Raw genomic sequence first — 24,839 nt, forward strand, 5'->3', positions numbered from 1 at the left:
AACTCATGTCTAAACATTGCTGGATTCAAGCAGCCGCCTTTGGCGCCATGGCAAAACGAAGCCGGGCACGCTAGCTATGGTCGGCCAGCCACGCCGCGGCCCGCTTCCTGGACGCCCGCGACAGCCATGCGTCCTGAATCAGCTCGGCTAACTCCGTCGTCGTGATCTCCGACAGTCGGCCGGCCCGCACCAATACCGACGGATGCCCGTCGAAATGGCTCGTGGTGAAGAACGGCGACGACGGATCCTGGATAAGCGCCAGCTTGTCGTTCTCCGACTCGACCCAGAGCATGACCACGTCGGCGTAGCGTTCGCCGGTGTCCGGGTCGGCCGCGTCGGGCTGGGGAGTCCGGAAGAACACGAACGACTTTCCGCCCACCTGATAAATGGAGTTTCCCTTCGGGCCCTCCAAGCGCTTGACGTGCGGCATCGACGCGGCGATTCGATGCACGTCGCTTACCCGGGCAGATCTTTCGGCCATAGCGGCAACATTACCGTCCTTCCACAAGACGTTCCGATCTGTAGCATGACGAGTGATGTTGCGGCGAAGGGGGATTCACGATGTGTCACGCCCGGAATGACTTTCGAGGCGAGATGCCGTGACCGACACACTGTTCGCTGACATCTCCGAATTTCAAGTGCCCGTGGATGACTCGTATCCGTACCGGGTGCTGTCGATTCGGGTCTGCGACGGCACTTATCAAGATCACAACTTCGCCGCCAATTATGCGTGGACGCGCGCCGCCTTGGACAGCGGACGCATGACGTTCGGGATCGTCTACACCTACGCGCGCCCGAACTGGTCGGACAATGCCGACACCGTGCGTTCGATGATCGACGCCGGCGGCGGCCTGCACCCGCGGGTCGCGCTGATGCTCGACGTCGAATCGGGAGGCAACCCACCCGGCGACGGCTCAAGCTGGATCAACAACCTGTACTGGAACCTGGCCGACTACGCCGGCTCGCCCGCGCGAATCATCGGTTATGCCAACGCTTATGACTTCGACAACATGTGGCGGACACGGCCCGACGGGTTGCGGGTCATCGCGGCGGGTTACGGGTCCGATCCGGACCTCCCGGGCCAAGTCGCGCACCAATACACCAACGGCACGGGCTTCAGCCCCAATCTGCCGCAGGGATGCCCGCCGTTCGGCAATTGCGACATGAACTCCGCCGACGGGCTGACACCGCAAGGGTTTGCCGCCGCCTGCGGCATCGCTACGAATGGAGGATGGTTGATGGCGCTCACCGACGACGAGCAAGCCGAACTGTTGAGCAAGGTCCGCGACATCTGGGACCAACTGCGCGGGCCCAACGGTGCCGGCTGGCCCCAACTTGGCAAGAACAGCCAGGGCCAATACCTCACGCCCGTCGACGCGATCGCGGCGATCAAGACCGACGTGGAAGGCCTGCAAGCGGCGGCCGGAAGCTAGCGGCACGTCACTGGTCGAGGACCTTCGTCAGCAGGGCGGTCAACCGCTTCTGCTCGCCCGGGGTAAGACGGTCGGTCAGCGGCGCCATGAGTTGACCGATCTCGGCAATGACCCGGGTTTTCACACCTTGCGCCTCAGCCGTAAGGCCGATCCGCACCGAGCGGCCGTCGGCGGAGTCGGCGCTTTTTCGCACCAGGCCGCGCTGGAGCGCCCGGTCGATGAGGCCGCTGACCGTCGAGCGCTCCAGTCCGAGATAGGTCGCGAGTTCGGCCATCGTGGGTTCCCGGTCACGCAGTATCCCCAGGACACGCAGTTGCGTCAGCGACAGATCGTGTTCGGCGGCAACGCGGTTCAGCACCGCGATCACCGCGAATGACACTTGCACCAGGCTGTCCCGAAGGTCATCGGCGGTATCCATGGCACAACCCTACCTTGCATTAGTTCGTAATGCCATCTAATATAGTTCGTGTTACCATCTAAATTTGGGTTGACTTGGTTGAGGAGAAGCAAGATGCACGCAGCCGTTGTCACCGCGTTCGACAGGCCGCCGGCCTACCGGGAGTTCCCTCGCCCTACCCCGCAAACTCCCGACGAGATCCTGGTCGACGTCGTCGCCGTCGGCCTGCATCCCCGGGTGCGCTCGCAGGCCGACGGCTCGCATTACACCAGTTCCGGGGAGCTGCCCCTGGTGCCCGGCATCGACGGGGTGGGGCGCGCTCCCGACGGGAGTCTGCGCTACTTCGTCCTGCCCGATACCACGATGGGCGCGATGGCCGAGCAGACCGTCGTCGACCGGCGCCGCAGCGTCGTTCTGCCAGAGGGTGCCGATCCGATTTTGGTGGCCGCGGCGATGAATCCCGTCATGTCCGCGTGGATCGCCCTTCGCCGGCGCATCGAGTTCGAGCCCGGCCAAACGGTCCTGGTTCTTGGCGCCACCGGCAGCGCGGGTCGCATGGCCGTGCAGGTCGCCAAGCGCCTTGGAGCCAGCCACGTCATCGGCGCCGGACGCGACGCTCGGCGGCTCTCGACGCTGAGCGGTCTCGGTGCCGACGCCACCGTCCGACTCGACAGCGCCTCTGCGGTAAGCGATCTCGCTCGGGTGGCGCGCGATGTCGATGTCGTCATCGACTACCTCTGGGGTCCGATCACGGCCGAGGTGATGACCGGCATCGCCATCGCCCGCAATCGTTCCGACCCCGGAAAGCCCCTCACCTGGATCGAGATCGGCTCGGTCGCCGGCACATCGGCCGAGATTCCGTCCGCGGCGCTGCGCGCCATCCGCCTACAGATCGTGGGCAGCGGCCAGGGGTCGGTCCCGATCTCTGACATCCTGGCCGAATTGCGCACCCTGGCCGGCGAAATCACCGGCGGCACCTTCAAACTCGACACCCGCGCCGTGCCGCTCGCCGACGTCGAGGCCGCGTGGAACGACACCGCCAGCGACCAGCGGATCGTCATCACGCCCTCCGATTGGGGCTAAGCTTGCCGCCGCGCGGATATGTAGAGCGTGGGGGGCATCGCGTCCTCGGCGTCTTCGGGAACGCTGCGGCCATAGCGAGCCATCAGTTCCTCGAACGTTGCCGCCGACACGTCCCAGCCACGCTCGCGCAGCCAGCCGTCGACGGGCGTGCGTTCCTCGGGATACCAGAGGTCGTCGAAATCCGTTATCTCGGCGCTAACCAGCTTGGCGGCCGCGGCCCGCATCCGCTGCATGTCCTCACGCTGGCGCCGAATCCGGTCGGGATCGGTGAAACCCTGGCCGGGCACGTTGGAAGCCAGCCAGCTGCCCGGTGCGCTGAGCGCATGTATGCGCTCGAACAACAGGTCCTGCGCCTGCGCCGGCAGGTAACGCACAAGCCCTTCGGCCGACCAGGCGGCCGGTTTCGACGCATCAAATCCGTTCTCTTGCAATGCCTTCGGCCAATCCTGGCGCAGATCGATCGGCACGTTCACCAATTGAGCCCTCGGCCGCGCGCCGTGCTCGCGCAGCGTGTTGGACTTGAACTCCAGCACCTTGGGCTGGTCCAGCTCGTAGACGACCGTGCCGTCGGGCCATGGCAGCCGCCAGGTACGCGCGTCCAGGCCGGCCGCCAGGATCACCACCTGCCGAACGCCGGCGTCGGCCGCGCCGAGAAAGAATTCGTCGAAAAACGCCGTCCGCGTGGCCATGAAGTCGATCATCAGCTGGATCCGCGTCCGCACATCCGGTTCCAGCTCCATCGCCTTGGCTAGCAGCTTGGGATCCGCGTAGATGCTCCACATCCCGTCGCCCGCGGCGTCCACGAACACGCGCGCGAACGGGTCGTTGATGAGCGGATTCTCGCTCTCGGTCTCGGCGGCTCGGGCCGCAGCGACACCCAGTGCGGTGGCTCCCACGCTTTGGGTGATGTCCCAGGAATCGTTGTCGGTACGCGGCATCGCCATTTCCCTTCCAGGCCGAAAGTCAGTTAGTTGCACATACTATTGTTCCAGCCTTCGACGGGCGGGCCGGTGGCATAGGCTTTTCCCGGACGGCCGGGCGGCTCGAGCCGCCGGCGGAGTAGGTTTTCACCGCGTGGACCAGCTGGACCCGAAAGTGGATCTTCACGCCGTGGCGGAATGGATGTCGCGGCAAGGATTGGGCGAGGGCCCGCTGGAGGACGTGTCCGCCGTCACCGGCGGAACGCAGAACGTCATGCTGCGCTTCGCCCGGGCCGGACGTCCCTATGTGCTGCGGCGCGGCCCGCGGCACCTGCGTCCGCGCAGCAACAGCGTGATCCTGCGGGAAACCACGGTCCTTGCCGCGCTGGCCGGCTCCGACGTGCCGCACCCGCACCTGATCGCCACCTGCGACGACCCCAGCGTGCTCGGCGACGCGGTGTTCTACCTGATGGAGCCGGTCGACGGATTCAACGCCGGCGAGGGCCTGCCGCCGTTGCACGCGGGCGATCCCGCTGTGCGGTTCCAGATGGGGCTGTCGATGGCCGACGCGCTGGCCAAGCTGGGCGCCGTCGACCACGTCGCCGTCGGCCTCGCCGATTTCGGCAAACCGGCCGGCTTTTTGGAACGCCAAGTGCCGCGCTGGCTTTCCGAGCTGGAGTCCTATCGGGAGTACGAGAATTACCCGGGGCCGGAGATCCCGGGGATCGAGCGGGTCGCGGCCTGGCTGGAGCGCCGCCGGCCGACGGTGTGGACGCCCGGCATCATGCACGGCGACTACCACGCCGCCAACGTGATGTTTTCCCGCACCGGGCCGGACGTCGTCGCCATCGTCGACTGGGAGATGTGCACGATCGGTGACCCGCTGCTCGATCTGGGCTGGCTGCTGGCCACGTGGCGCCAGCCCGACGGGTCCGCCGTGTTCAGCCACGCCCTGGGCGGCCAGGACGGGCTGGCCAGCACCGACGACCTGTTCCAGCGCTATGCCGCCAACACCACCCGCGACCTGTCGCACATCACCTGGTACACCGTGCTGGCCTGTTTCAAGCTCGGCATCGTGATCGAGGGCACCCTGGCCCGAGCCTGCGCGGGCAAGGCCGAAAAAGAGGTCGGCGACCAACTGCACGCGGCCACGGTGCACCTGTTCGAACGGGCGCTCACGCTTATCGATAACGAGAGCTGACCGGCATGTCGCACGATAGGTATTCGTTGCAACTCACGTGCAGTAATTACCCGGGCTAGCCCGAGGCGTCGCCGGCACCCCTAAAAGACTATCGGGAACCCTGACCCCCGCCGCGGGGTTGGCCCGACGAGTGTGGGCGCGGGCGCGGTACTGACACCGACGGTCGCTGAGGTGTTTCGAAAGTCTGACCACCCGAACGGAATTCGCTATCCCTGGAATCGCCGTTTGGTTGAGGATGCTGCGCTGCGCCACCAGACGGCGATCGGGCATTGAAAGTGAGAAGGTGGTGGCTACTCATTGGATCTCTCCCTTATTGAGGTCGGTGGAGAAGTAGTGCTTCCTCGCTATCCACTTGAATCCCTCGTGGAGACTGATTCCGGCTACTTCGACCGGTCCGCCCACAGTATCCGGACCTAGATTGAAGTGACTATAACCAGATGTGGTCTCCACCATGAACTTGGCGAGACCGATGGCGTCGGGTAAGGGCATGGCAACGTGCAGCGGCATTCTGTGTTGCTGCTGAAGCAGCGCCTCTACGGCTGAGTGGTTTGCGGGATCGGTGACGGCCAGGAGCGCCCCCTTCAGCCGCCCGTCGTAGCCCTGAAAGAGTCGGTCTATAGCGTCTGGCTGCGCGTATGCACGCTAACCATATTGGTCGGTTGACTGCTCGAGCTTCGGGTCCGGGGGTTTGCTGCAACTGCCCTGAAACTCAAGCTTCCACACTTCGGGCTGATCAGATCCTGCGGAATAGCCGGCTACTAGATATCCAAGCTGACCGGGCCAGCTCGTTATGCCAGTTTGCTTCAGGGCCTGACAGAACATGTCTGCAACACGGTTCGCGACACCCTCGATGGTGTAGTTCTCGTCCAGTTCCCAGTGGGGATTCAACGGGTCCCGTCCCATGAATCGCAGCCGTAGGCTCTTTGACACCGTAGAGATGCTCGCTGGCCCGATCTGGCCCAATCCCCATGTCATGGCACCAATCGGCAATTCACGATGCAGATGGAAGATCTTGTCAGCGTTGTTGTAGACCTGGTGGCTGCCAGGGAGCTGGACTGTTGTCGCCGAGTCGGTCGCCAGTGCAATGCCATCGTAGACCTTTACCCACACCGCGACCGTCACGTCCGGCGAACCCTGTGTAGCCGCACATGCGGCACAACCTGGCCACAGTCAGACATAACTAAATTGAATCATATTGATGTGTTTCCGCACTTCCGCCAGCATATCGGCGGGTCGTGGGTGGACCGCCGTTGTCGGTCCGTCGGACTTTGTAGGGAGCCAGGAGGAGGCTCGGGTCTCGGCAACCCATGAGCGCTGCGCTTGCTGTGGCGGGGTCGTATCAATGGCTACAGCATGATCTCGCGAGTCACGGTGCCGCCGGTATGCTGCGTGCCGGCGATGTACATCTCGAGGTCGGTCTCGGATCGTGGCGGTCAACAGAAGTAGCGGAACCGTCAGGTGTCCGGTCACTGACCTTCGCGACGCCGACGACCGTCCAACCGTGCGCCAGAAGGCAGCAGAGATCCCGGGCAACCCCTACATCAAATCAAGTCTCACCAAAATCCAGAAGTGCAAAGCGCTTTCGCCGGTGCTGCTCGCCCGCGAAGACGGCGCGCTGGCCGACAACGCGCAGAGTTTGGCGCGAGTTGTGACAACTTCGTGAGCGGCTAGGGCGTGTCTGCTGCATTTCCGCAGGTAGTGAGCGCGCCCGAAGGGATTCGAACCCCCAACCTTCTGATCCGTAGTCAGATGCTCTATCCGTTGAGCTACGGGCGCCTGTCTTCAGTTGTCCTGCGTGGCGGAGGCGAGAGGATTTGAACCTCCGGTCCCCTTAAAGGGGGACAACTCATTAGCAGTGAGCCCCATTCGGCCGCTCTGGCACGCCTCCATCGGACTTCCTGAGGGTACCCGACCCCTTTCAGCTATCCCCGAACCGCCGGAGGCATAGCGTACACAGCGCCGACATATGCTGTCGAAGTGACCGCCCGCCTGCGACCCGAGTTGGTCGGGCTGCCGGTCTACGTCCCCGGCAAGACGGTCCCAGGCTCGATCAAACTGGCCAGCAACGAGACGGTGTTCGGCCCGCTGCCCAGCGTTCGCGCGGCCGTCGAGCGGGCCACCGACATCGTCAACCGCTACCCCGACAGCGCCTGCGTGCAACTCAAGGCGGCGCTGGCCAAACACCTCGGTCCGGATTTCGCTCCCGAGCACGTCGCGGTCGGGTGCGGTTCGGTCAGTCTGTGCCAGCAGCTCGTTCAAATCACCGCCTCGGCCGGCGACGAGGTGGTGATGGGGTGGCGCAGCTTTGAGCTCTATCCGCCGCTGGTCCAGGTCGCCGGCGCGACCGCCGTCAAAGTGCCGCTGACCGACCACGCGTTCGACCTCTACGCGATGCTCGCCGCGATCACCGACCGCACCCGGTTGATTTTCGTCTGCAACCCCAACAACCCGACGTCCACGGTCGTCGATCCGGACGCACTGGCCCGCTTCGTTGCCGCGGTGCCGTCGCACATTCTCATCGCCATCGACGAGGCCTACGTCGAATACATCCGCGACGGCCTGGTGCCCGACAGCCTGGAGCTGGCCCGGGCCCGCAGCAATGTCGTTGTGTTGCGGACCTTTTCGAAGGCGTACGGGCTGGCGGGCCTCCGCGTCGGCTACGCGATCGGCCATCCCGAACTGATCACCGCCCTGGACAAGGTCTATGTGCCGTTCTCCGTGACGAACGTCTCGCAGGCCGCCGCCATCGCCTCACTGGACGCGGCCGGCGAGCTGTTGGCCCGCACCGACGCGGTGGTCGCCGAGCGTGCCCGGGTCGCCGCCGGTCTGCGGGGCGCCGGGTTCACCCTGCCGCCGACGCAGGCCAACTTCGTCTGGCTGCCGCTGGGACCGCGCACCATGGACTTCGTCGAACGCGCCGCCGACGCCCGGATCGTGGTCCGCCCGTACGGCACCGACGGTGTCCGGGTCACCATTGGGGCGCCGGACGAAAACGACGCCCTGCTGCGGTTTGCCCGCGACTGGATTGCCCGCACGGAATCACAGGAGTAAACGAATGAGCTTGGCCCGCAAGAAGTTTACCGAGCTCAAGGAACGCGGCGGCCGCATCGACGATGCGGAGCTCGACGAATTCTGGGCGACCCTGCAGCCCGCGACCATCGAGGGGATGATCGGTGAGTGGCAGGGCGGCGAGTTTCTTACCGGCCACAAGATGAACGGCCGGTTGGAGAAGGCCCGCTGGTTCGGCAAGACCTTCAGGTCGGCCGGCGACGTGCAGCCGTTGGTCTGTCTGGACGCCGACGGGAACAAGTTTTCCAACGTGGCGATGGGCAAGGGCGAGGCCAGCCTGTGGCTCGAGGAGTTCCGCGGCGAGGTCACCGCCACCATGGTCTACGACGGCCAACCCGTGCACGATCATTTCAAGAAGATCGACGATGGCGCGGTGATGGGCATCATGAACGGCAAGGGCGTCCTGGATGACGGCCGATATTACTACTTCTACCTGGAACGGATGTAGCTCGCGCGCCGTTGAGTGTGCGGTGACGGCTTTGCGTGTGAACTCAGGGCGGGAAAATCGCGAAAATCCCGCCCTGAGTTCACAGGCAAAGCCCTGAGCTCACACTGGAAGCCGCAGGCGCACACCGAAAGCCCTGAGTTCACACTCAAGGCCCTGGTCATACGGCCGGGTTGCGGCCGGTGAACGCGATCAGCTTGTCCAGCGCCCCAGCGTCCGCGGGCACCTCGACCGGATCGTCGAACCCGCCCTTGCCGCGTAGCTCCGGCCTGACGACGTCATGCGCCAACCCCAGCACGTATTCGGCCAGCGGTTCCGGCGCCTCGACGTCGCGTCCCACCGCGGCGGCGTAATCCCAAGCGTGGACCAAGAATTCGATCGAAAAGACGGCGCACGCGCCCTTGGCCGGCATCTCACCTTTGCCGAACGGGACGGTGCCGTCCAGGCCGCGGCGGTGCCAGGCATCCAAGGCCGGCCGGGCCGCGGCGACGACCTGCCGCTCCACCGAATCGCTTTCCTCGCGTTCCGGAATATCAGCGCCCACCATGCCACCGAGGGCCGCGATCGACCTCAGCAAGTGTCCGGTCAACTGCGTCACGTCGAAGTCGGTGCACGGGGTCTGGCGGGACATGTCGTCGCCGGCGATGGTGTGCAGGACCCGCTGCAGCACACCGAGCGTGGCTTCGGCGCTTTGCAGCTCGTCCGTCGGCGGGGAATCTGGTCCGGGTCGCAAATCGGGAGGCATGTTCGCCACGCTACGGTCTCGATATGGGCCAAACATACGAATCCGTCACCGTCGAAACCAAAGACCAGGTTGCGCGGGTGACGCTGATCGGACCGGGCAAGGGCAACGCGATGGGGCCCGCGTTCTGGGCGGAGATGCCGGAGGTGTTCGCGACGCTGGACGCCGACCGCGACGTGCGGGCCATCGTCATCACCGGGTCGGGCAAGAATTTCAGCTACGGCCTGGACGTGCCCGCGATGGGTGGTTCGTTCACCCCACTGCTGGCCGACGGCGCGCTGGCCCGCGCCCGCACCGACTTCCACGCCGAGATACTGCGAATGCAGAAGGCGATCAATGCCGTCGCGGACTGCCGCACCCCCACCATCGCCTCCGTGCACGGCTGGTGCATCGGCGGCGGCGTCGACCTGATCTCCGCGGTGGACATCCGCTACGCCAGCGCCGACGCCAAATTCTCGGTGCGTGAGGTCAAGCTGGCCATCGTCGCCGACATGGGCAGCCTGGCCCGGCTGCCGCTGATCTTGAACGACGGCCACCTGCGAGAACTCGCCCTGACCGGGAAGGACATCGACGCGGCCCGCGCCGCGAAGATCGGTCTGGTCAACGACGTGTACGAGGACGCCGACACGACGCTGGCCGCGGCCCACGCCGCCGCCGCGGAGATCGCCGCCAATCCACCGTTGACCGTCCACGGAATCAAGGATGTCCTTGACCAACAACGCATTTCAGCGGTCTCGGAAAGCCTGCGTTACGTCGCGACGTGGAATGCGGCCTTCCTGCCGTCCAAGGACCTCACCGAGGGCATCTCGGCGGCGTTCGCCAAGCGTCCGCCGCAGTTCACCGGCGAATAAAGCACCCTCACCGGCCGCCACGTACCCTCGCGGAGGTGGCGAACACCGCAGACGGCAAGATCCGCGTCCCGGTCGACCTGGACTCCGTCACGGCCATCGGCGAAGAGGACCACTCCGACGTCGACAGCGCTGCCGTCGAACGGATCTGGCGGGCCACGCGGCACTGGTATCGGGCCGGTATGCACCCGGCGATCCAGCTGTGCATCCGGCGGCACGGTCGCGTCGTGCTCAATCGCGCGATCGGCCACGGCTGGGGCAACGCACCCACCGATCCGCCCGACGCCGAGAAGATCCCGGTCACGACCGACACGCCGTTCTGCGTGTACTCGGCGGCCAAGGCCATGACCGCGACCGTCGTGCACATGCTCGTCGAGAGAGGGGTCTTCTCGCTCGACGATCGCGTCTGTGACTACATCCCGAGCTACACCAGCCACGGCAAGGACCGCACCACGATCCGGCACGTGTTGACCCACAGCGCGGGGGTCCCGTTTCCGACCGGCCCCAAGCCGGACCTCCGTCGCGCGGATGACCACGAGTACGCCCAACAGATGCTCGGTCAGCTGCGACCGTTCTACCGGCCCGGGCTGGTACACATCTACCACGCGCTGACGTGGGGTCCGCTGATGCGCGAGATCGTCTATGCGGCCGCCGACGAGGAGATCCGCGAGATCCTGGCCGGCGAGATCCTCGATCCGCTGGGCTTTCGCTGGACGAACTTCGGCGTCGCCAAGGACGACCTTCCGCTGGTCGCGCCGAGCCACCCCACCGGTCGGCCGTTGCCGCCGGTGATCGCGCAGATCTTCCGCAGGGCGATCGGCGGAACCGTGCACGAGATCATCCCGTACACCAACACTCCGGGTTTCCTCACCACCGTGGTCCCGTCGTCCAACACGGTGTCGACCGCGAACGAGCTGTCGCGGTTCGCCGAAATCTGGCGCCGGGGCGGCGAACTCGACGGGGTGCGAGTGATGAGCCCGGAAACGCTACGCGGCGCGGTGCAGGAGTGCCGGCGTCTGCGACCGGATTTCGCGATCGGCCTGCAGCCGGCACGCTGGGGCACCGGGTTCATCCTCGGGACGAAGCGGTTCGGGCCGTTCGGGCGCAACGCGCCGGCCGCGTTCGGTCACCTCGGCCTCACCAACATCGCCCTCTGGGCCGACCCCCCGCGCGGCCTGACCGCCGGTGTGGTCAGCAGCGGCAAGCCCGGCCGCGATCCCGAGGCGCGCCGCTACACCGCGCTGATGGACACCATCGCCGCCGAGATCCCGACCGATTGAGCCGGCGCCGCGGTGGCGGAGGGATTTGAACCCCCGGACGGTGTTAGCCGTCTCTCGCTTTCAAGGCGAGTGCATTAGGCCGCTCTGCCACGCCACCATGAACAAGGCTAGACAAGGGTAGCGGGACTAGTAGCGTGGCCGGCATGCGCGCCGTCGTCGCCGAATCCCCCGATCAACTTTCGTGGCAAGAGGTTCCCGACGCCGTCGCCGGGCCGGGCGAGGTACTGATCAAGGTCGCCGCGGCCGGCGTCAACCGGGCCGACGTGCTGCAGGCCGCCGGTAGGTATCCGCCCCCGCCCGGAGCCAGTGAGATCATCGGCATGGAGGTGTCCGGTATCGTCACCGAAGCGGGCTCGGATGTCACGAAATGGGCTGTCGGACAAGAAGTTTGCGCCTTGTTGGCGGGCGGCGGCTATGCCGAACACGTCGCCGTTCCCGCCGGTCAGGTGCTGCCGATTCCGGACGGTGTCGACCTTGTCGACGCCGCCGGACTCCCGGAAGTCGCCTGCACGGTCTGGTCGAATTTGGTGCTCACCGCTCACCTGGGCGAGGGCCAGCTACTGCTGGTGCACGGCGGGGCCAGCGGCGTCGGCACCCACGCGATCCAGGTCGCACGGGCGCTGGGCGCGCGGGTGGCCGTCACCGCCGGATCGGCCGAGAAGCTGGAGCTTTGTCGCAGGCTGGGAGCCGAGATCACCATCAACTACCGCGACGAGGACTTCGTCGCGCGGCTGCGGGCGGAGACCGACGGCGCCACAGGGGCCAATGTGATCCTCGACATCATGGGCGCCGCCTACCTGGACCGCAATATCGACGCCCTGGCCAACGACGGACAGCTGGTCGTCATCGGCATGCAGGGCGGGGTGAAGGGCGAGCTCAACCTCGGCAAGCTGCTCGCCAAGCGGGCGCGGGTGATCGGCACCACGCTGCGGGGCCGCCCGGTGAGCGGGCCACACAGCAAGAGCGAAATCGTGGCGGCGGTGACGGCCTCGGTGTGGCCGATGATCGCCGACGGGCGAGTGCGGCCGATCATCGGCGCGCGCCTGCCCATCCAGCAGGCCGCCGACGCGCACCAACAGCTGGTGTCGGGGAAGGTGTCGGGCAAGGTCGTGCTGACCGTATCCGGCTCGCGAGCGTAACGTCACCGCGAATCCACGGGCCGTAGTTTCGCGGTGACGTTACGCTCGCGGCGCCGCCCGGGATTCAGCCGAGCGACGCCAGCGCACGCACCAGCTGGTCGACCTCGGCCGTCGTCGAGTAATGCGCCAGGCCGATCGTGACGGCGCCGCCGACGTCGTTGACGCCCAGTACCTCGAGCGCGCGCGAACTCTCGTTGGAAATGGCCAGGATGCCGTTGTCCGCCAAGCGCTGCACCACCCGCTCGGCGGGCACCTCGTGCAGGGCGATACTGACCACCGGTATCCGCACTTCGGGGCGGCCGATCACCATCACCAACGGCAGTGACCGCAACGACACCATCAGGTAGTCGAAGACCCGGTTCAGGTACGAGGTGGCGGACTGCATCGACACCGACAGGCGTTCCCGTCGGCTGCCGCGAGCGGACTCGTCAAGCGCCGCAAGGTATTCGACGCTGGCGACCACGCCGGCCAGCAGGCCGAACTGGTGCGCGCCAACCTCCAGGCGCGCCGGGCCGGTGGCGTGGGGGTCGGTCGAAACCGAGCCGAACGTGTTGATCAGCGCGGGATCGCGAAACACCATCGCCCCGATCGGCGGACCGCCCCACGCGAGAGCGTTCACCGCCACCACGTCGACGTCGGTTTCTTTGACGTCGAGCAATCGGTACGGCGCGGCGGCGGAATGGTCGACCACCGCCAACCCGCCGACGTCGTGCACGAGCTTGGTCATCGCCCGCAGATCGGTGACCGTGCCCAGCGTCGCCGACGCGGAGGTGACCGCGACCAGCCGGGTCGACTTCCCGATCAGGCTCTCCCACTGCCACGTCGGCAGCTCACCGGTCTCGATGTCGACCTCGGCCCACTTCACCTTGGCGCCGTAGCGGTGCGCGGCCCGCAGCCAGGGCGCGATGTTGGCCTCGTCGTCGAGGCGGCTGACGATCACCTCGTAGCCCAGGCCGGCCCGCGAGGACGACGCTTCGGCCAGCGACGACAACAGGATGGCGCGATCGGCGCCCAGCACGACGCCCGCCGGGTCGGCGTTGAACAGATCGGCCACCGCCGCCCGCGCCGCCTCCAAGACGGCGGCGCTGCGCCGCGCCGACGGGTGCGCGCCCGCCGTGCTGGCGCCAGACCTGCGAAAAGCTGTCGATACGGTGGTCGCAACGGAATCGGGGATCAGCATGCCGGCCGGCGCGTCGAAGTGCACCCATCCGTCACCCAGCGACGGATGCAGTCCGCGCACCCGGGCGACGTCGTAAGCCATGCCAGCCACCTTAAAGCTTCCGCAATCCGCGAAAATTGTGACGGTAGCGAGTGCCTGGAAACGTCCAAGCCATTCCGGTCAATCGGTGGCTTCCCGAGCCAGGTCACCCGGCCAGCCATACTAGTCCAGTGGGCCTCTGGATCGGAACGCTGACCGCGCTGCTTTTGCTGATCACGCCGGGGGCGATCGTCGCACGCATCACTCAGCTAACGTGGCCGATCGCTATCGCAGTTGGCCCGGCGCTGACTTACGGCATGGTGGCGCTGGCCATCATTCCGTTCGGGGCGCTCGGAATCCCTTGGAACGGTTGGACTGCGCTGGCCACGCTGGCAGCGGTGTGCGTGGTGGCGACGGGTTTGCAGCTGCTGCTCGCCCGCTACCGAGACACCGAGGCCGAGACCCGAGGCATCGGTCGCTGGCCGGCGATTACGGTGGCCGCCGGTGTGCTGTTGGGCGCGCTGCTGATCATGTGGGCGGGCTACCGAGGCCTCACGCATTGGCAGTCCATCCCCAGCACCTGGGACGCGGTCTGGCACGCCAACGAAGTGCGCTACATCCTCGACACCGGCCAGGCGTCATCCACCCACATGGGCGAGCTCCGCAACGTCGAGACCCACCAGCTGCTCTACTACCCGTCGGTGTTCCACGCCCTGACCGCGGTGTTCTGTCAGCTCACCGGCGCGGCACCGACCACCGGTTACACGTTGAATTCGGTAGCCGTATCGGTCTGGCTGTTCCCGTCGAGCGCGGCGATGCTCACCTGGCGTCTGCTGCGTCCCGGGTGGGGAGAATGGCGCGCCGCGGGGGCGGCGGCCACCGCGGCCGCGCTCTCGGCGTCGTTCACCGCGGTCCCCTATGTCGAGTTCGGCGTGGCCGCGATGCCCAACATGGCCGCCTACGGGGTCGCGATCCCGACGTTTGTGCTGATCGCCTCGACGTTGCGGCACCGCGATCGCATCCCCGCAGCCGTGCTGGCGCTGGTGGGCGTCATGTCGGTGCACATCACCGGCGGAGTCATCGTTCTCTTGTTCCTGGCGGGCTGGTGGCTCATGGACGCGTGGTGGCATCCGGTACGCGGCAGGCTCGCCGATTTTCTGGCACTGGCCGGCGTTGTGACGGTCGCCGGTCTGATCCTGTTGCCGCAGTTCATCAGCGTCCAGCAACAGGAAGACATCATTGCCGGGCACTCTTTTCTGACCCACCTCAGTAAGAAGCGAGGGGTCTTCGACGCCATTTTTCAGCACTCCCGCCATCTCAACGACTTTCCTGTCCAATACGGGCTGATCGCGCTGACGGCCGTCGGCGGGATTATTTTCCTGGTCAAAAGGATCTGGTGGCCGCTCGTCGTTTGGCTGCTACTGGTCGTCGTGAACGTTGACGCCGGGAATCCGCTGGGCGGCCCGATCGGTGCACTGGCCGGAGGATTCGGCGAGTTCTTCTACAAAGACCCGCGCCGGATCTCGGCGGCTATCACGCTGCTGTTGGAGCCGATGGCCGGCGTCGCGTTGTTCGCGATCGTGATGGTTGTGGTGGCCGGCACCCGGCGAGCCGCCGAGCGGTTCAAGCCGTCCCCCGCAAGCGGGTGGGGCCCCCTGCCCGTGGAGGCCTGGGTGTCGACGACCGCGGTTCTCCTGGTGCTGACCACCGTCCTCACCGCGCGGCATTACCTCTACCGGCACCTGGTCCTGTTCGGTGACAAGTACGACTCGGTGATGGTCGACCAGCGAGACATGATGGCCATGGCCTACCTGGCGACCCTGCCGGGCGCACGCAACACCGTGATCGGCAACTCCAACGTCGACGGGACCGCGTGGATGTATGCGGTGGCGGACCTGCACCCGTTGTGGACCCACTACGACTTCCCGCAGCAGGCCGGCCCGGGCTACTACCGCTACGTCTTTTGGACCTCCGCGCGCAAGGGCCAATCCGATCCGAAGGTGGTCGAGGCGGTTAAGGCCCTCAATATCAGGTACATCCTGACCAGCAGGCCCAACGTTCGAGGGTTTGCCACGCCCGACGGACTAGTGTCGCTGGAGAAATCGAAGTCGTGGGCGCTGATCTACGACAACGGTGGCGCCAAAATCTACGAATGGCGCGGAAATGCCACGGCGACCCGCCCCTAGATGCACAAGAGGATGGTGAACGGATTGAGTAACGGCGACAACGGCCCGGACGCTGACGGCGTCGAGGTGATCGGCGGTGTCGATCCGCGGATCATGGCGATCCGCGACGCGGACGAAGACTCCGACGAGCGATCCCTGACCGACCTGGTGGAGCAACCGGCCAAGGTGATGCGGATCGGCACCATGATCAAGCAGCTGCTCGAGGAGGTGCGCGCCGCACCGCTCGACGACGCCAGCCGCAATCGGCTGCGCGAGATCCACGCCACCAGCATCCGGGAACTCGAAGACGGCCTGGCGCCGGAATTGCGCGAGGAGCTCGATCGCCTCACCCTGCCGTTCAACGAGAACACCGCGCCGTCGGACGCCGAATTACGCATCGCCCAGGCACAGCTGGTCGGCTGGCTGGAGGGGTTGTTCCACGGCATCCAGACCGCGCTGTTCGCCCAGCAGATGGCCGCCCGCGCACAGCTGGAGCAGATGCGCCAGGGCGCTCTCCCCCCAGGCATGGCCAAGCCAGGCCACGGCGGGTCCGGCCACGGCCAGTACCTGTAAGCGGTTCGCGGTGCCGGGTCCAGGTCCTCATATCGAGACACGCGACGCGTGGGTGGAGTTTCCCATCTTCGACGCCAAGTCGCGTTCGTTGAAGAAGGCGTTCCTGGGCAAGGCGGGCGGCACGATCGGCCGCAACAGTTCCAACGTGGTCGTCATCGAGGCGTTGCGTGACATCACCATGACGCTCGAGTTGGGCGACCGGGTCGGCCTGGTCGGCCACAACGGTGCCGGGAAATCGACTCTGCTGCGGCTACTTTCGGGCATCTACGAACCCACCCGAGGCTGGGCGAAGGTCACCGGTCGCGTCGCACCGGTCTTCGATCTGGGGATCGGCATGGACCCGGAGATCTCCGGTTACGAGAACATCATCATCCGCGGACTGTTCCTCGGTCAGACCCGGAAGCAGATGCTGTCCAAGGTCGACGAGATCGCCGAGTTCACCGAGCTGGGCGACTACCTGTCGATGCCGCTGCGCACCTACTCCACCGGGATGCGGGTCCGGCTGGCGATGGGCGTGGTCACCAGCATCGATCCCGAGATCTTGCTGCTCGACGAGGGCATCGGCGCGGTGGACGCCGACTTCCTGAGAAAGGCCCAGTCCCGGTTGCAACGCCTGGTGGAGCGCTCCGGAATCCTGGTGTTCGCCAGCCATTCCAACGAATTCCTGGCCCGGCTGTGCAAGACCGCGATGTGGATCGAGCACGGAGTCATCCGGATGACCGGCGGCATCGAGGACGTGGTGCGCGCCTACGAGGGCGACGACGCGGCCCGGCACGTGCGCGAGGTGCTGGCCGAGACCCAGGCCGACAAACCGGTGGCGCAAAAAGTGCCCGGGGATGACTGAGACCGTCTTCGCCGTCGTGGTCACCCACCGGCGCCCCGACGAGCTGGCCAAGTCGCTGGACGTGCTCAGCACGCAGACCCGGTTGCCCGACCATCTGATCGTGGTCGACAACGGGGCTTCTCAAGGCTCCAGCGATAGCAGGGTCCGCGATCTGGTGGCCGGCCAACCCATTTCAACCAGCTACTTGGGGTCACGCCGAAACCTCGGTGGCGCAGGCGGTTTCGCGCTCGGTATGCTGCACGCGCTGGCGCAGGGGGCCGACTGGGTGTGGCTGGCCGACGACGACGGACGCCCCGAGGACGCTCATGTCCTGGCGACCCTGCTGGCCTGCGCCGCGCGGCACGGCCTGGCCGAGGTATCGCCGATGGTGTGCAACATGGACGACCCGCGGCGGCTGGCGTTTCCGTTGCGGCGCGGCCTGGTATGGCGCAGGCGCGCAAGCGAATTGCGCACCGAAGCCGGACAGGACCTGCTGCGTGGGATAGCGTCGCTGTTCAACGGCGCGTTGTTCCGGGCATCCACGCTGGAATCGATCGGTGTCCCGGACATGCGGCTGTTCATCCGCGGCGACGAGGTCGAAATGCACCGCCGGCTGGTTCGGTCCGGCCTGCCGTTCGGGACCTGTCTGGACGCGGTCTACCTGCATCCCTGCGGATCCGACGAATTCCGGCCGATCCTGGGCGGCCGGATGCACACCCAGTATCCCGACGACCCCACCAAGCGGTTCTTCACCTACCGCAACCGCGGCTACCTGCTGTCGCAACCGGGCCTGCGCAAGCTGCTAGCCCAGGAATGGCTTCGGTTCGGCTGGTACTTCCTGGTGACCCGCCGCGATCCAAAGGGCCTTTGGGAGTGGATTCGGTTGCGGCGCTTGGGGCGTCGCGAGCAATTCGGTAGGCCTGGAGGTTCTTGATGACGCGCGCCGGCGACGAGGCAGTGGGGGCACCGCCCGCTTGCGGGGGAGAGGAGCGGCGCGCATGACGTTTGTCGACGCGGCGGCACAGTCGCGGACCCTTGCCCGCGCCCGGGACGACCTGGTCGACGGCTTTCGCCGTCGCGAGCTGTGGCTGCACCTGGGCTGGCAAGACATCAAGCAGCGCTACCGCCGCTCGGTACTGGGACCGTTCTGGATCACCATCGCGACCGGCACCACCGCCGTCGCGCTAGGCGGCCTGTACTCCAAGCTTTTCCACCTCGACCTATCCGTGCACCTGCCCTACGTCACGCTCGGGCTGATCGTCTGGAACCTGATCAACGCCGCCATCCTGGAGGGCTCCGACGTCTTCGTCGCCAACGAGGGGCTGATCAAGCAACTGCCGACGCCGCTCTCCGTGCACGTCTACCGGCTGGTGTGGCGACAGATGATCTTGTTCGCGCACAACATCGTCATCTACGTCGTCGTCGCGATCATCTATCCCAAGCCGTGGTCGTGGGCCGACCTCTCCGTCATCCCCGCGCTGGCGCTGATCGTGCTCAATTGCATCTGGGTGTCGCTGTGTTTCGGCATCCTGGCCACCCGCTACCGCGACATCGGCCCGCTGCTGTTTTCGGTGGTGCAGTTGCTGTTCTACATGACGCCGATCATCTGGAACGACGACACGCTGCGGCAGCAGGGCGCCGGACGCTGGTCGAGCATCATCGAGCTCAACCCGCTGCTGCACTATCTGGACATCGTCCGCGCGCCGCTGCTGGGCGCCCATCAGGAACTCCGGCACTGGGCCGTGGTGCTGGCGCTGACGACCATCGGCTGGGTGATGGCGGCCTTCGCGATGCGGCAATACCGCGCCCGGGTTCCCTACTGGGTGTAGCCGCTTCTTCGGTGGCAATGTGCCTCTTGGGGCGTTGCCTCCGGGTGTGGCTCCACGTCCTACACCAAGGCCATAACCTGTTGGTGCACATGGCGAACGTTAGGGTATTGGCGGCTGGCCCTGTCTCGCCAATCTGTCACCCGACCCTTCATAGCGTTTGCAGTGTCTTCGTACACTTAGCTGATTTGAAGCGTACAGTTCGAAATTCCTCTGCTTTTGCTGGCGAAATCTCAGAATCTCGTACTGCGCGCTTTTTTATGCTCAATCGCACACGTGTCGCGCGCAGCGACCGGCGACGACGACGATGGATCGTCAGTCGACAGCTCCAAGCGATCCGAAGTCGAACACGGTCCTATACGCCGGCACCGGCATGGGCGCCGGCGCGCGAGCGAACGAGGATAAAATCGCCGCCCCCGCGGGTGTGCATGTGTATAACGAATGAGAGTGCTTACCGGATACGGTGGTGACTGGCTCATGGTGGTGCAACACTGAAGCGCCGCGGATCACCAGGCGCGGCGTATCCGGGCAAATCAAATCAAGGCGCTCCGCGACAGGGACGTCGCCGGCGCCGCGAAAGGTGGGCGGAGTGAGCGAAAAAGCCCGATCGGTGGCGGATGCGGCGCGGGAGAACCTCGCCGCGGAGCTGGAGCGGCTGAGGCAGCGGCGTGATCGCCTCGAGGTCGAGGTCAAAAACGACCGCGGCATGGTCGGTGACCACGGGGACGCCGCCGAGGCGATACAGCGCGCCGACGAGCTCGTCGTCCTCGCCGACCGGATCAACGAACTCGACCGGCGGTTGCGCACCGGGCCGTCGCGCTCTGATGAATCGGAAACGCTGCCCGGCGGCACCGAGGTGACCGTGCGGTTCCCTGACGGTGAAGTCGTCACGATGCACGTGATCTCCATCGTCGAAGAGACTCCCGCCGGCCGCGAAGCCGAGACGTTGACCGCTCGCAGCCCATTGGCGCAGGCCCTTGCCGGACATCAACCGGGCGATACGGTGACCTACTCGACGCCGCAAGGGGAAAATCAGGTCGAGTTGATCGCGGTGAAGCTGCCCGGCTAGCGCACCAGGAAGTGCCGGGCGACCCCGTTAGACTCCCCACAATGGTTGCCCCGCTGCCCGATTCCGCGCCGTCGCGCCCGCACTTGAACCTAACGACGCAGGTGTGGCGTTTCGTCGTCACGGGCGGTCTGGCCGCGATCGTCGACTTCAGCCTCTACTTGGAGCTCTACAAAGCGTTGGGCGTGCAGGTCGACCTGTCCAAGGCGACCAGCTTCATCGTCGGCACCATCACCGCATACCTGATCAACCGCCGATGGACGTTTCAGGCGGCACCGAGCACCGCGCGGTTCGTCTGGGTCATGATTCTCTATGGCATCACCTTCTCCGTGCAGGTCGGGCTGAACCATCTGTGCCTCGCGCTTTTGCACTACCGCACGTGGGCGGTGCCCGTCGCATTCGTGATCGCGCAGGGCACCGCGACGGTGATCAACTTCGTCGTTCAGCGGGCGGTGATCTTCCGCATCCGCTGAGCCGCCCCACGCAAGCGGTACCCTCTTTGACGATGTTGAGTACCCCCCCGTCCACCACGCCCGCCCGGCTGACCGGGTGGGGGCGCACCGCGCCGTCGGTGGCGGACGTGCTCCGTACGCCCGATCCCGAGGTGATCGCCAAGGCCGTGGCCCGGGTTGCCGATGCCGGAGGCCGGGGCGTGATCGCGCGCGGGCTGGGCCGGTCCTACGGCGACAACGCGCAGAATGGCGGCGGCCTGGTGATCGACATGACCCAGCTGAACACCATCCACTCCATCGACGCCGACACCTGCCTGGCCGACGTGGACGCCGGGGTCAATCTCGACCAGCTGATGAAGGCGGCGCTGCCGTTCGGGTTGTGGGTGCCGGTGCTGCCGGGAACCCGGCAGGTCACCATCGGCGGCGCGATCGCCTCCGACATCCACGGCAAGAACCATCACAGCGCGGGCAGCTTCGGCAACCATGTGCGGTCGATGGACCTGCTGACCGCCGACGGCCAGATCCGCCATCTCACTCCCGCCGGCGAGGACTCCGAGCTGTTCTGGGCCACGGTCGGCGGCAACGGCCTGACCGGGATCGTTTTGCGGGCCGCCATCGAGATGACGCCCACGGAGACGGCCTATTTCATCAACGACGGCGACAACACGGCGTCGCTGGACGAGACCATCGCCTTCCACAGCGACGGCAGCGAAGCCAACTACACCTACTCATCTGCCTGGTTTGACGCGATCAGCCCGCCGCCGAAGCTGGGCCGCGCGGCGATTACCCGGGGACGCCTGGCACTGCGCGACGAGCTTCCCAAGAAGCTGGCCAAGAATCCGCTGAAATTCGATGCACCGCAATTGATGACGGTGCCCGACATCTTTCCCAATGGATTGATGAACAAGTTCACGTTGAGCACCATCGGCGAGTTGTACTACCTGCGAGGCGGCCACTACCGCGGGAAGATCCAGAACCTGACGCAGTTCTATCACCCACTGGATCTGTTGGGCGAGTGGAATCGTGGCTACGGACCGGCCGGCTTCGCGCAATATCAATTCGTGGTAGCGCCGTCGGCGGTCGAGGAATTCAAGCAGATCATCCGCGATATCCAAGCTAGTGGTCATTACTCCGCGCTCAATGTCTTCAAACTATTCGGGCCCGGAAACCAAGCGCCACTGAGTTTTCCGATGCCGGGCTGGAATGTCTGTTTGGATTTCCCGATGAAGCGCGGGGTCAACGAACTGCTCAACGAGCTGGACCGCCGCGTGTTGGAATTCGGTGGCCGGCTCTACACCGGCAAGGACTCGCGCACCACCGCCGAGACCTTTCACGCCATGTATCCACGCATCGACGAGTGGATTGCCGTGCGCCGCAAGGTCGATCCGTTGCGGGTGTTCGCCTCCGACATGGCCCGACGTTTGGAGCTGCTGTAGATGGTGCTTGACGCCGTGGGAAATCCGCAGACCATCCTGCTACTCGGGGGCACCTCCGAGATCGGGCTGGCCATCTGCGAGCGGTACCTGCAGAACGCGCACGCGCGGATCCTGTTGGCCGCCATGCCCGGCGACCCGGGCCGCGCCGACGCGGTGGCCCAGATGAAGGCCGCGGGCGCGCGGTCGGTGGAACTGATCGACTTCGACGCGCTGGACACCGACAGCCACCCCAAGGTGATCGACCAAGCCTTCGCTCATGGCGACGTCGACGTCGCCATCGTCGCTTTCGGTGTACTCGGGGACGCCGAAGAGCTGTGGCAGAACCAACGCAAGGCCGTGCAGGCCGCCGAAATCAACTACACCGCTGCGGTTTCCGTCGGTGTGCTACTAGGTGAGAGGATGCGCGCCCAGGGCTTCGGCCAGATCATCGCGATGAGCACGGTGGCCGGCGAGCGGGTCCGGCGATCCAACTTCGTCTACGGCTCCACCAAGGCCGGCCTGGACGGTTTCTACCTGGGCTTGTCAGAGGCGTTGCGCGAGTACGGCGTTCGTGTGCTGGTGATCCGGCCCGGGCAGGTGCGTACCCGGATGAGCGCGCACATCAAGGAAGCTCCGTTAACCGTCGACAAGGAGTACGTCGCCAACCTCGCGGTGACCGCGGCCGCAAAAGGTAAGGAATTGGTTTGGGCGCCAACAGCATTCCGCTATGTGATGATGGTGTTGCGACACATCCCGCGGAGCGTCTTCCGCAGGCTGCCAATCTGAGCATGCGTACCGCACTGGCCACGCTGGGCCAGATGGTCGTGGCCGTGGTGGTCGCCGTCGTCGTTGCGGTGGTATCGCTGATCGCCATCGCAGGTGTGCAATGGCCGGCCTTCCCGTCGTCCAACCAGCTGCACGCGCTGACCACCGTCGGGCAGGTCGGCTGCCTGGCCGGGCTGGTCGCCGTCGGCTGGCTGTGGCGCCGCTACCGGATCCTGGCCCGGCTGGGTGGGCTGGTGTTCGTGTCCGCATTCACCGTCGTGACGCTGGGCATGCCGCTGGGCGCCACCAAGCTGTATCTGTTCGGCATCTCCGTCGACCAGCAGTTCCGGACCGAGTACCTGACGCGCCTGGCCGACAGCCCCGCGCTGCACGACATGACCTATCTGGGGCTGCCATCGTTCTATCCCCCGGGCTGGTTCTGGATCGGCGGGCGCGCCGCGGCGCTGACTGGAACGCCGGCCTGGGAAATCTACAAGCCGTGGGCGATCACCTCGATCACCATCGCGGTCGCAGTCGCGCTGGTGCTGTGGTGGCGGATGATCCGCTTCGAGTACGCGCTGATCGTCACGACCGCGACCGCCGCGGTGACGCTGGCCTACGGCTCGCCGGAGCCGTACTCGGCGATGATCACCGTGCTGCTGCCGCCGGTGCTGGTGCTGACGTGGTCGGGCCTGCGGGCCGGCTACCGCGAGCGTCACGCCAGCGTGGCGGCCGGCGCCGAGGGCCACGCTGGCGTGACGCTCGGCAAGGTGACGCTCGGCGGGGTGACGCTCGGCAAGGTGACGCTCGGCGGCGCGGCGGGAGGTTGGGCCGCGGTGGTCGGCGCGGGCATATTCCTCGGCTGGACGGCCCTCTGGTACCTGCTGCTCTTCGGCTACACCGCGTTCACGGTGGGGCTGATGGGGCTCGGACTGGCCGCGGCGCGCTGGCGGCGCGGCGGCTTGAAGGCCGCGCTCGACCCACTGCGCCGGCTGGCCGTCATCGCCGTCATCGCGGCGGCCATCGCGGCGACGACCTGGCTGCCGTTCCTGTTACGTGCGGCCCGCAGCCCCGTCAGCAACACCGGGAGTGCCCAGCACTACCTGCCCGCCGACGGCGCCGAGCTGACCTTCCCGATGCTGCAGTTCTCCCTGCTGGGAGCGGTCTGCATGCTGGGCACGCTGTGGCTGGTGGTGCGGGCCCGCACGTCGGTGCGGGCGGGCGCCCTGGCCATCGGCGTGCTGGCCGTCTACCTGTGGTCGCTGTTGTCAATGCTGGCCACGCTGGCGCGCATGACGCTGTTGTCGTTCCGGCTGCAGCCCACGTTGACCGTGTTGCTGGTGGCCGCCGGGGCGTTCGGTTTCGTCGAGGGCACGCTCGCCATACGCGAACGCGGCCGCGCGATAGTCCCGGTGGCCGGCGCCGTCGGGCTGGCCGCCGCGATCGCGTTCAGCCAGGACATTCCCGACGTGCTGCGACCCGACCTCACCATCGCCTACACCGACACCGACGGCTACGGTCAGCGCGGCGACCGTCGGCCACCGAGCTCGGAGAAGTACTACGCCGCCGTCGACGCCGCCATCCGGCACGTCACCGGCAAGCCACCCGATCAAACGGTGGTGATGACCGCCGACTACAGCTTCCTGTCCTACCACCCCTATTGGGGCTTTCAGGGGCTGACGTCGCACTACGCCAACCCGCTGGCGCAGTTCGACCTGCGGGCCAAACAGATCGAGAAGTGGTCCAAGCTCAAGACGCCCGACGAGTTCGTCCACGCGCTGGACACCTGCCCCTGGCCGCCGCCGACGGTGTTTCTCATGCGCCGCGGCGCGAACGGCAACTACACCCTCCGGCTTGCTGAGGACGTCTACCCCAACCAGCCCAACGTCCGCCGCTACACCGTCGATTTGCCGGCCGCCCTGTTCGCCGACCCGCGTTTCGTCGTCGAAAGCATCGGCCCGTTCGTCCTGGCCATCCGCAAGCCCGGGGTGTAGCGGCT

At 66.2% G+C, this 24,839-nt stretch carries 25 protein-coding genes and 3 tRNA genes; 19 read left to right on the plus strand and 9 right to left on the minus strand.

The window, feature by feature from the left end:
* Positions 1 to 70 precede the first annotated feature (70 nt).
* Positions 71 to 481, minus strand: a complete 411-nt coding sequence (locus tag K3U93_RS23895; protein WP_083012028.1) for an MmcQ/YjbR family DNA-binding protein — start codon at positions 479 to 481, stop codon at positions 71 to 73.
* A 118-nt stretch (positions 482 to 599) separates the two neighbouring features.
* Between K3U93_RS23895 and K3U93_RS23900 the strand changes: the two genes are divergently transcribed.
* Positions 600 to 1,433: a glycoside hydrolase family 25 domain-containing protein gene (locus K3U93_RS23900; RefSeq protein ID WP_071510900.1), complete on the plus strand. Its 834-nt coding sequence runs from the start codon at positions 600 to 602 to the stop codon at positions 1,431 to 1,433.
* 7 nt (positions 1,434 to 1,440) lie between these two features.
* Here K3U93_RS23900 and K3U93_RS23905 read toward each other — a convergent pair whose 3' ends face one another.
* Positions 1,441 to 1,851: a MarR family winged helix-turn-helix transcriptional regulator gene (locus K3U93_RS23905; RefSeq protein ID WP_071510901.1), complete on the minus strand. Its 411-nt coding sequence runs from the start codon at positions 1,849 to 1,851 to the stop codon at positions 1,441 to 1,443.
* A 93-nt stretch (positions 1,852 to 1,944) separates the two neighbouring features.
* Here K3U93_RS23905 and K3U93_RS23910 point away from each other — a divergent pair, with 93 nt between their 5' ends.
* Positions 1,945 to 2,913, plus strand: coding sequence for a quinone oxidoreductase family protein (locus K3U93_RS23910; protein WP_071510902.1), 969 nt, complete (start codon positions 1,945 to 1,947; stop codon positions 2,911 to 2,913).
* Here K3U93_RS23910 and K3U93_RS23915 read toward each other — a convergent pair.
* Positions 2,910 to 3,851, minus strand: coding sequence for a class I SAM-dependent methyltransferase (locus tag K3U93_RS23915; RefSeq protein ID WP_083012098.1), 942 nt, complete (start codon positions 3,849 to 3,851; stop codon positions 2,910 to 2,912). The genes K3U93_RS23910 and K3U93_RS23915 overlap by 4 nt on opposite strands.
* Positions 3,852 to 4,035: 184 nt before the next feature.
* On the opposite strand from K3U93_RS23915, the gene K3U93_RS23920 reads away from it, so the two are divergent.
* Entirely contained in the window at positions 4,036 to 5,034 is a 999-nt protein-coding gene (locus K3U93_RS23920) for a phosphotransferase family protein (protein WP_230981721.1), read from the plus strand.
* 642 nt (positions 5,035 to 5,676) lie between these two features.
* Here the strand turns inward: K3U93_RS23920 and K3U93_RS23925 are convergent.
* Positions 5,677 to 6,156 carry a hypothetical protein gene (locus K3U93_RS23925; protein ID WP_083012033.1) on the minus strand — a complete coding sequence of 160 codons (480 nt, stop codon included), beginning with the start codon at positions 6,154 to 6,156 and terminating at the stop codon, positions 5,677 to 5,679.
* Positions 6,157 to 6,535: 379 nt separating this feature from the next.
* Here K3U93_RS23925 and K3U93_RS23930 point away from each other — a divergent pair, with 379 nt between their 5' ends.
* Entirely contained in the window at positions 6,536 to 6,697 is a 162-nt protein-coding gene (locus tag K3U93_RS23930; RefSeq protein ID WP_176220057.1) for a hypothetical protein, read from the plus strand.
* Positions 6,698 to 6,737: 40 nt separating this feature from the next.
* On the opposite strand, the gene K3U93_RS23935 is transcribed toward K3U93_RS23930, so the two are convergent.
* Together K3U93_RS23935 and K3U93_RS23940 are read right to left on the minus strand one after the other, a co-directional pair.
* Positions 6,738 to 6,810: transfer RNA gene (locus K3U93_RS23935), tRNA-Arg, on the minus strand.
* 20 nt (positions 6,811 to 6,830) lie between these two features.
* Positions 6,831 to 6,922, minus strand: a tRNA-Ser gene (locus K3U93_RS23940).
* Between the two features lie 89 nt (positions 6,923 to 7,011).
* On the opposite strand from K3U93_RS23940, the gene K3U93_RS23945 reads away from it, so the two are divergent.
* Together K3U93_RS23945 and K3U93_RS23950 are read left to right on the plus strand one after the other, a co-directional pair.
* Complete coding sequence (locus K3U93_RS23945) at positions 7,012 to 8,085, plus strand: aromatic amino acid aminotransferase (RefSeq protein ID WP_083012035.1); 1,074 nt, start codon at positions 7,012 to 7,014, stop codon at positions 8,083 to 8,085.
* A gap of 4 nt (positions 8,086 to 8,089) precedes the next feature.
* Positions 8,090 to 8,551, plus strand: coding sequence for a DUF4334 domain-containing protein (locus K3U93_RS23950; protein WP_083012038.1), 462 nt, complete (start codon positions 8,090 to 8,092; stop codon positions 8,549 to 8,551).
* 157 nt (positions 8,552 to 8,708) lie between these two features.
* Here the strand turns inward: K3U93_RS23950 and K3U93_RS23955 are convergent, their stop codons facing one another.
* On the minus strand, positions 8,709 to 9,293 hold the full coding sequence (locus K3U93_RS23955) for a TIGR03086 family metal-binding protein (protein ID WP_083012040.1): 585 nt from the start codon (positions 9,291 to 9,293) through the stop codon (positions 8,709 to 8,711).
* Between the two features lie 23 nt (positions 9,294 to 9,316).
* On the opposite strand from K3U93_RS23955, the gene K3U93_RS23960 reads away from it, so the two are divergent.
* Both K3U93_RS23960 and lipE read left to right on the plus strand, forming a co-directional pair.
* A complete protein-coding gene (locus tag K3U93_RS23960; protein ID WP_071510906.1) occupies positions 9,317 to 10,141 on the plus strand; it encodes a crotonase/enoyl-CoA hydratase family protein in 825 nt (274 codons plus the stop codon).
* Between the two features lie 35 nt (positions 10,142 to 10,176).
* Positions 10,177 to 11,418: a lipase LipE gene (gene lipE, locus K3U93_RS23965; protein ID WP_071510907.1), complete on the plus strand. Its 1,242-nt coding sequence runs from the start codon at positions 10,177 to 10,179 to the stop codon at positions 11,416 to 11,418.
* Positions 11,419 to 11,428: 10 nt separating this feature from the next.
* On the opposite strand, the gene K3U93_RS23970 is transcribed toward lipE, so the two are convergent.
* Positions 11,429 to 11,515: transfer RNA gene (locus tag K3U93_RS23970), tRNA-Ser, on the minus strand.
* A 46-nt stretch (positions 11,516 to 11,561) separates the two neighbouring features.
* Between K3U93_RS23970 and K3U93_RS23975 the strand changes: the two genes are divergently transcribed.
* Positions 11,562 to 12,557 (plus strand): NAD(P)H-quinone oxidoreductase, encoded by a 996-nt coding sequence (locus K3U93_RS23975; RefSeq protein WP_071510908.1) that lies wholly within the window; start codon positions 11,562 to 11,564, stop codon positions 12,555 to 12,557.
* Between the two features lie 64 nt (positions 12,558 to 12,621).
* Here K3U93_RS23975 and K3U93_RS23980 read toward each other — a convergent pair whose 3' ends face one another.
* The gene (locus K3U93_RS23980) at positions 12,622 to 13,818 is read right to left on the minus strand and encodes a cysteine desulfurase-like protein (RefSeq protein WP_071510909.1); all 1,197 of its coding nucleotides are present in this window, start codon (positions 13,816 to 13,818) and stop codon (positions 12,622 to 12,624) included.
* A gap of 128 nt (positions 13,819 to 13,946) precedes the next feature.
* Here K3U93_RS23980 and K3U93_RS23985 point away from each other — a divergent pair, with 128 nt between their 5' ends.
* From K3U93_RS23985 to K3U93_RS24030, 10 genes are all read left to right on the plus strand, one after another.
* Positions 13,947 to 15,941, plus strand: coding sequence for a DUF6541 family protein (locus K3U93_RS23985; RefSeq protein ID WP_083012043.1), 1,995 nt, complete (start codon positions 13,947 to 13,949; stop codon positions 15,939 to 15,941).
* Positions 15,942 to 16,493, plus strand: coding sequence for a bacterial proteasome activator family protein (locus K3U93_RS23990; protein WP_139797166.1), 552 nt, complete (start codon positions 15,942 to 15,944; stop codon positions 16,491 to 16,493). It abuts the gene before it with no gap.
* Positions 16,494 to 16,503: 10 nt separating this feature from the next.
* The gene (gene wzt, locus K3U93_RS23995) at positions 16,504 to 17,337 is read left to right on the plus strand and encodes a galactan export ABC transporter ATP-binding subunit Wzt/RfbE (RefSeq protein WP_083012047.1); all 834 of its coding nucleotides are present in this window, start codon (positions 16,504 to 16,506) and stop codon (positions 17,335 to 17,337) included.
* Positions 17,330 to 18,250 carry a galactofuranosyltransferase GlfT1 gene (glfT1, locus tag K3U93_RS24000; RefSeq protein ID WP_071510912.1) on the plus strand — a complete coding sequence of 307 codons (921 nt, stop codon included), beginning with the start codon at positions 17,330 to 17,332 and terminating at the stop codon, positions 18,248 to 18,250. The genes wzt and glfT1 overlap by 8 nt, the downstream gene beginning before the upstream one ends.
* Positions 18,251 to 18,314: 64 nt before the next feature.
* The gene (wzm, locus tag K3U93_RS24005) at positions 18,315 to 19,145 is read left to right on the plus strand and encodes a galactan export ABC transporter permease subunit Wzm/RfbD (RefSeq protein WP_083012049.1); all 831 of its coding nucleotides are present in this window, start codon (positions 18,315 to 18,317) and stop codon (positions 19,143 to 19,145) included.
* Between the two features lie 586 nt (positions 19,146 to 19,731).
* Positions 19,732 to 20,211 (plus strand): GreA/GreB family elongation factor, encoded by a 480-nt coding sequence (locus tag K3U93_RS24010; RefSeq protein ID WP_071510914.1) that lies wholly within the window; start codon positions 19,732 to 19,734, stop codon positions 20,209 to 20,211.
* 41 nt (positions 20,212 to 20,252) lie between these two features.
* On the plus strand, positions 20,253 to 20,681 hold the full coding sequence (locus K3U93_RS24015; protein WP_071510915.1) for a GtrA family protein: 429 nt from the start codon (positions 20,253 to 20,255) through the stop codon (positions 20,679 to 20,681).
* Positions 20,682 to 20,713: 32 nt separating this feature from the next.
* Positions 20,714 to 22,096 (plus strand): decaprenylphosphoryl-beta-D-ribose oxidase, encoded by a 1,383-nt coding sequence (gene dprE1, locus K3U93_RS24020; protein ID WP_071510916.1) that lies wholly within the window; start codon positions 20,714 to 20,716, stop codon positions 22,094 to 22,096.
* Positions 22,097 to 22,861, plus strand: a complete 765-nt coding sequence (gene dprE2 / locus K3U93_RS24025; RefSeq protein ID WP_083012051.1) for a decaprenylphospho-beta-D-erythro-pentofuranosid-2-ulose 2-reductase — start codon at positions 22,097 to 22,099, stop codon at positions 22,859 to 22,861.
* Positions 22,862 to 22,863: 2 nt separating this feature from the next.
* The gene (locus tag K3U93_RS24030; RefSeq protein ID WP_083012053.1) at positions 22,864 to 24,834 is read left to right on the plus strand and encodes a galactan 5-O-arabinofuranosyltransferase; all 1,971 of its coding nucleotides are present in this window, start codon (positions 22,864 to 22,866) and stop codon (positions 24,832 to 24,834) included.
* The last annotated feature ends 5 nt before the right edge of the window (positions 24,835 to 24,839 follow it).

Source organism: Mycobacterium malmoense, from assembly GCF_019645855.1.
Taxonomy (GTDB): Bacteria; Actinomycetota; Actinomycetes; order Mycobacteriales; family Mycobacteriaceae; genus Mycobacterium; species Mycobacterium malmoense.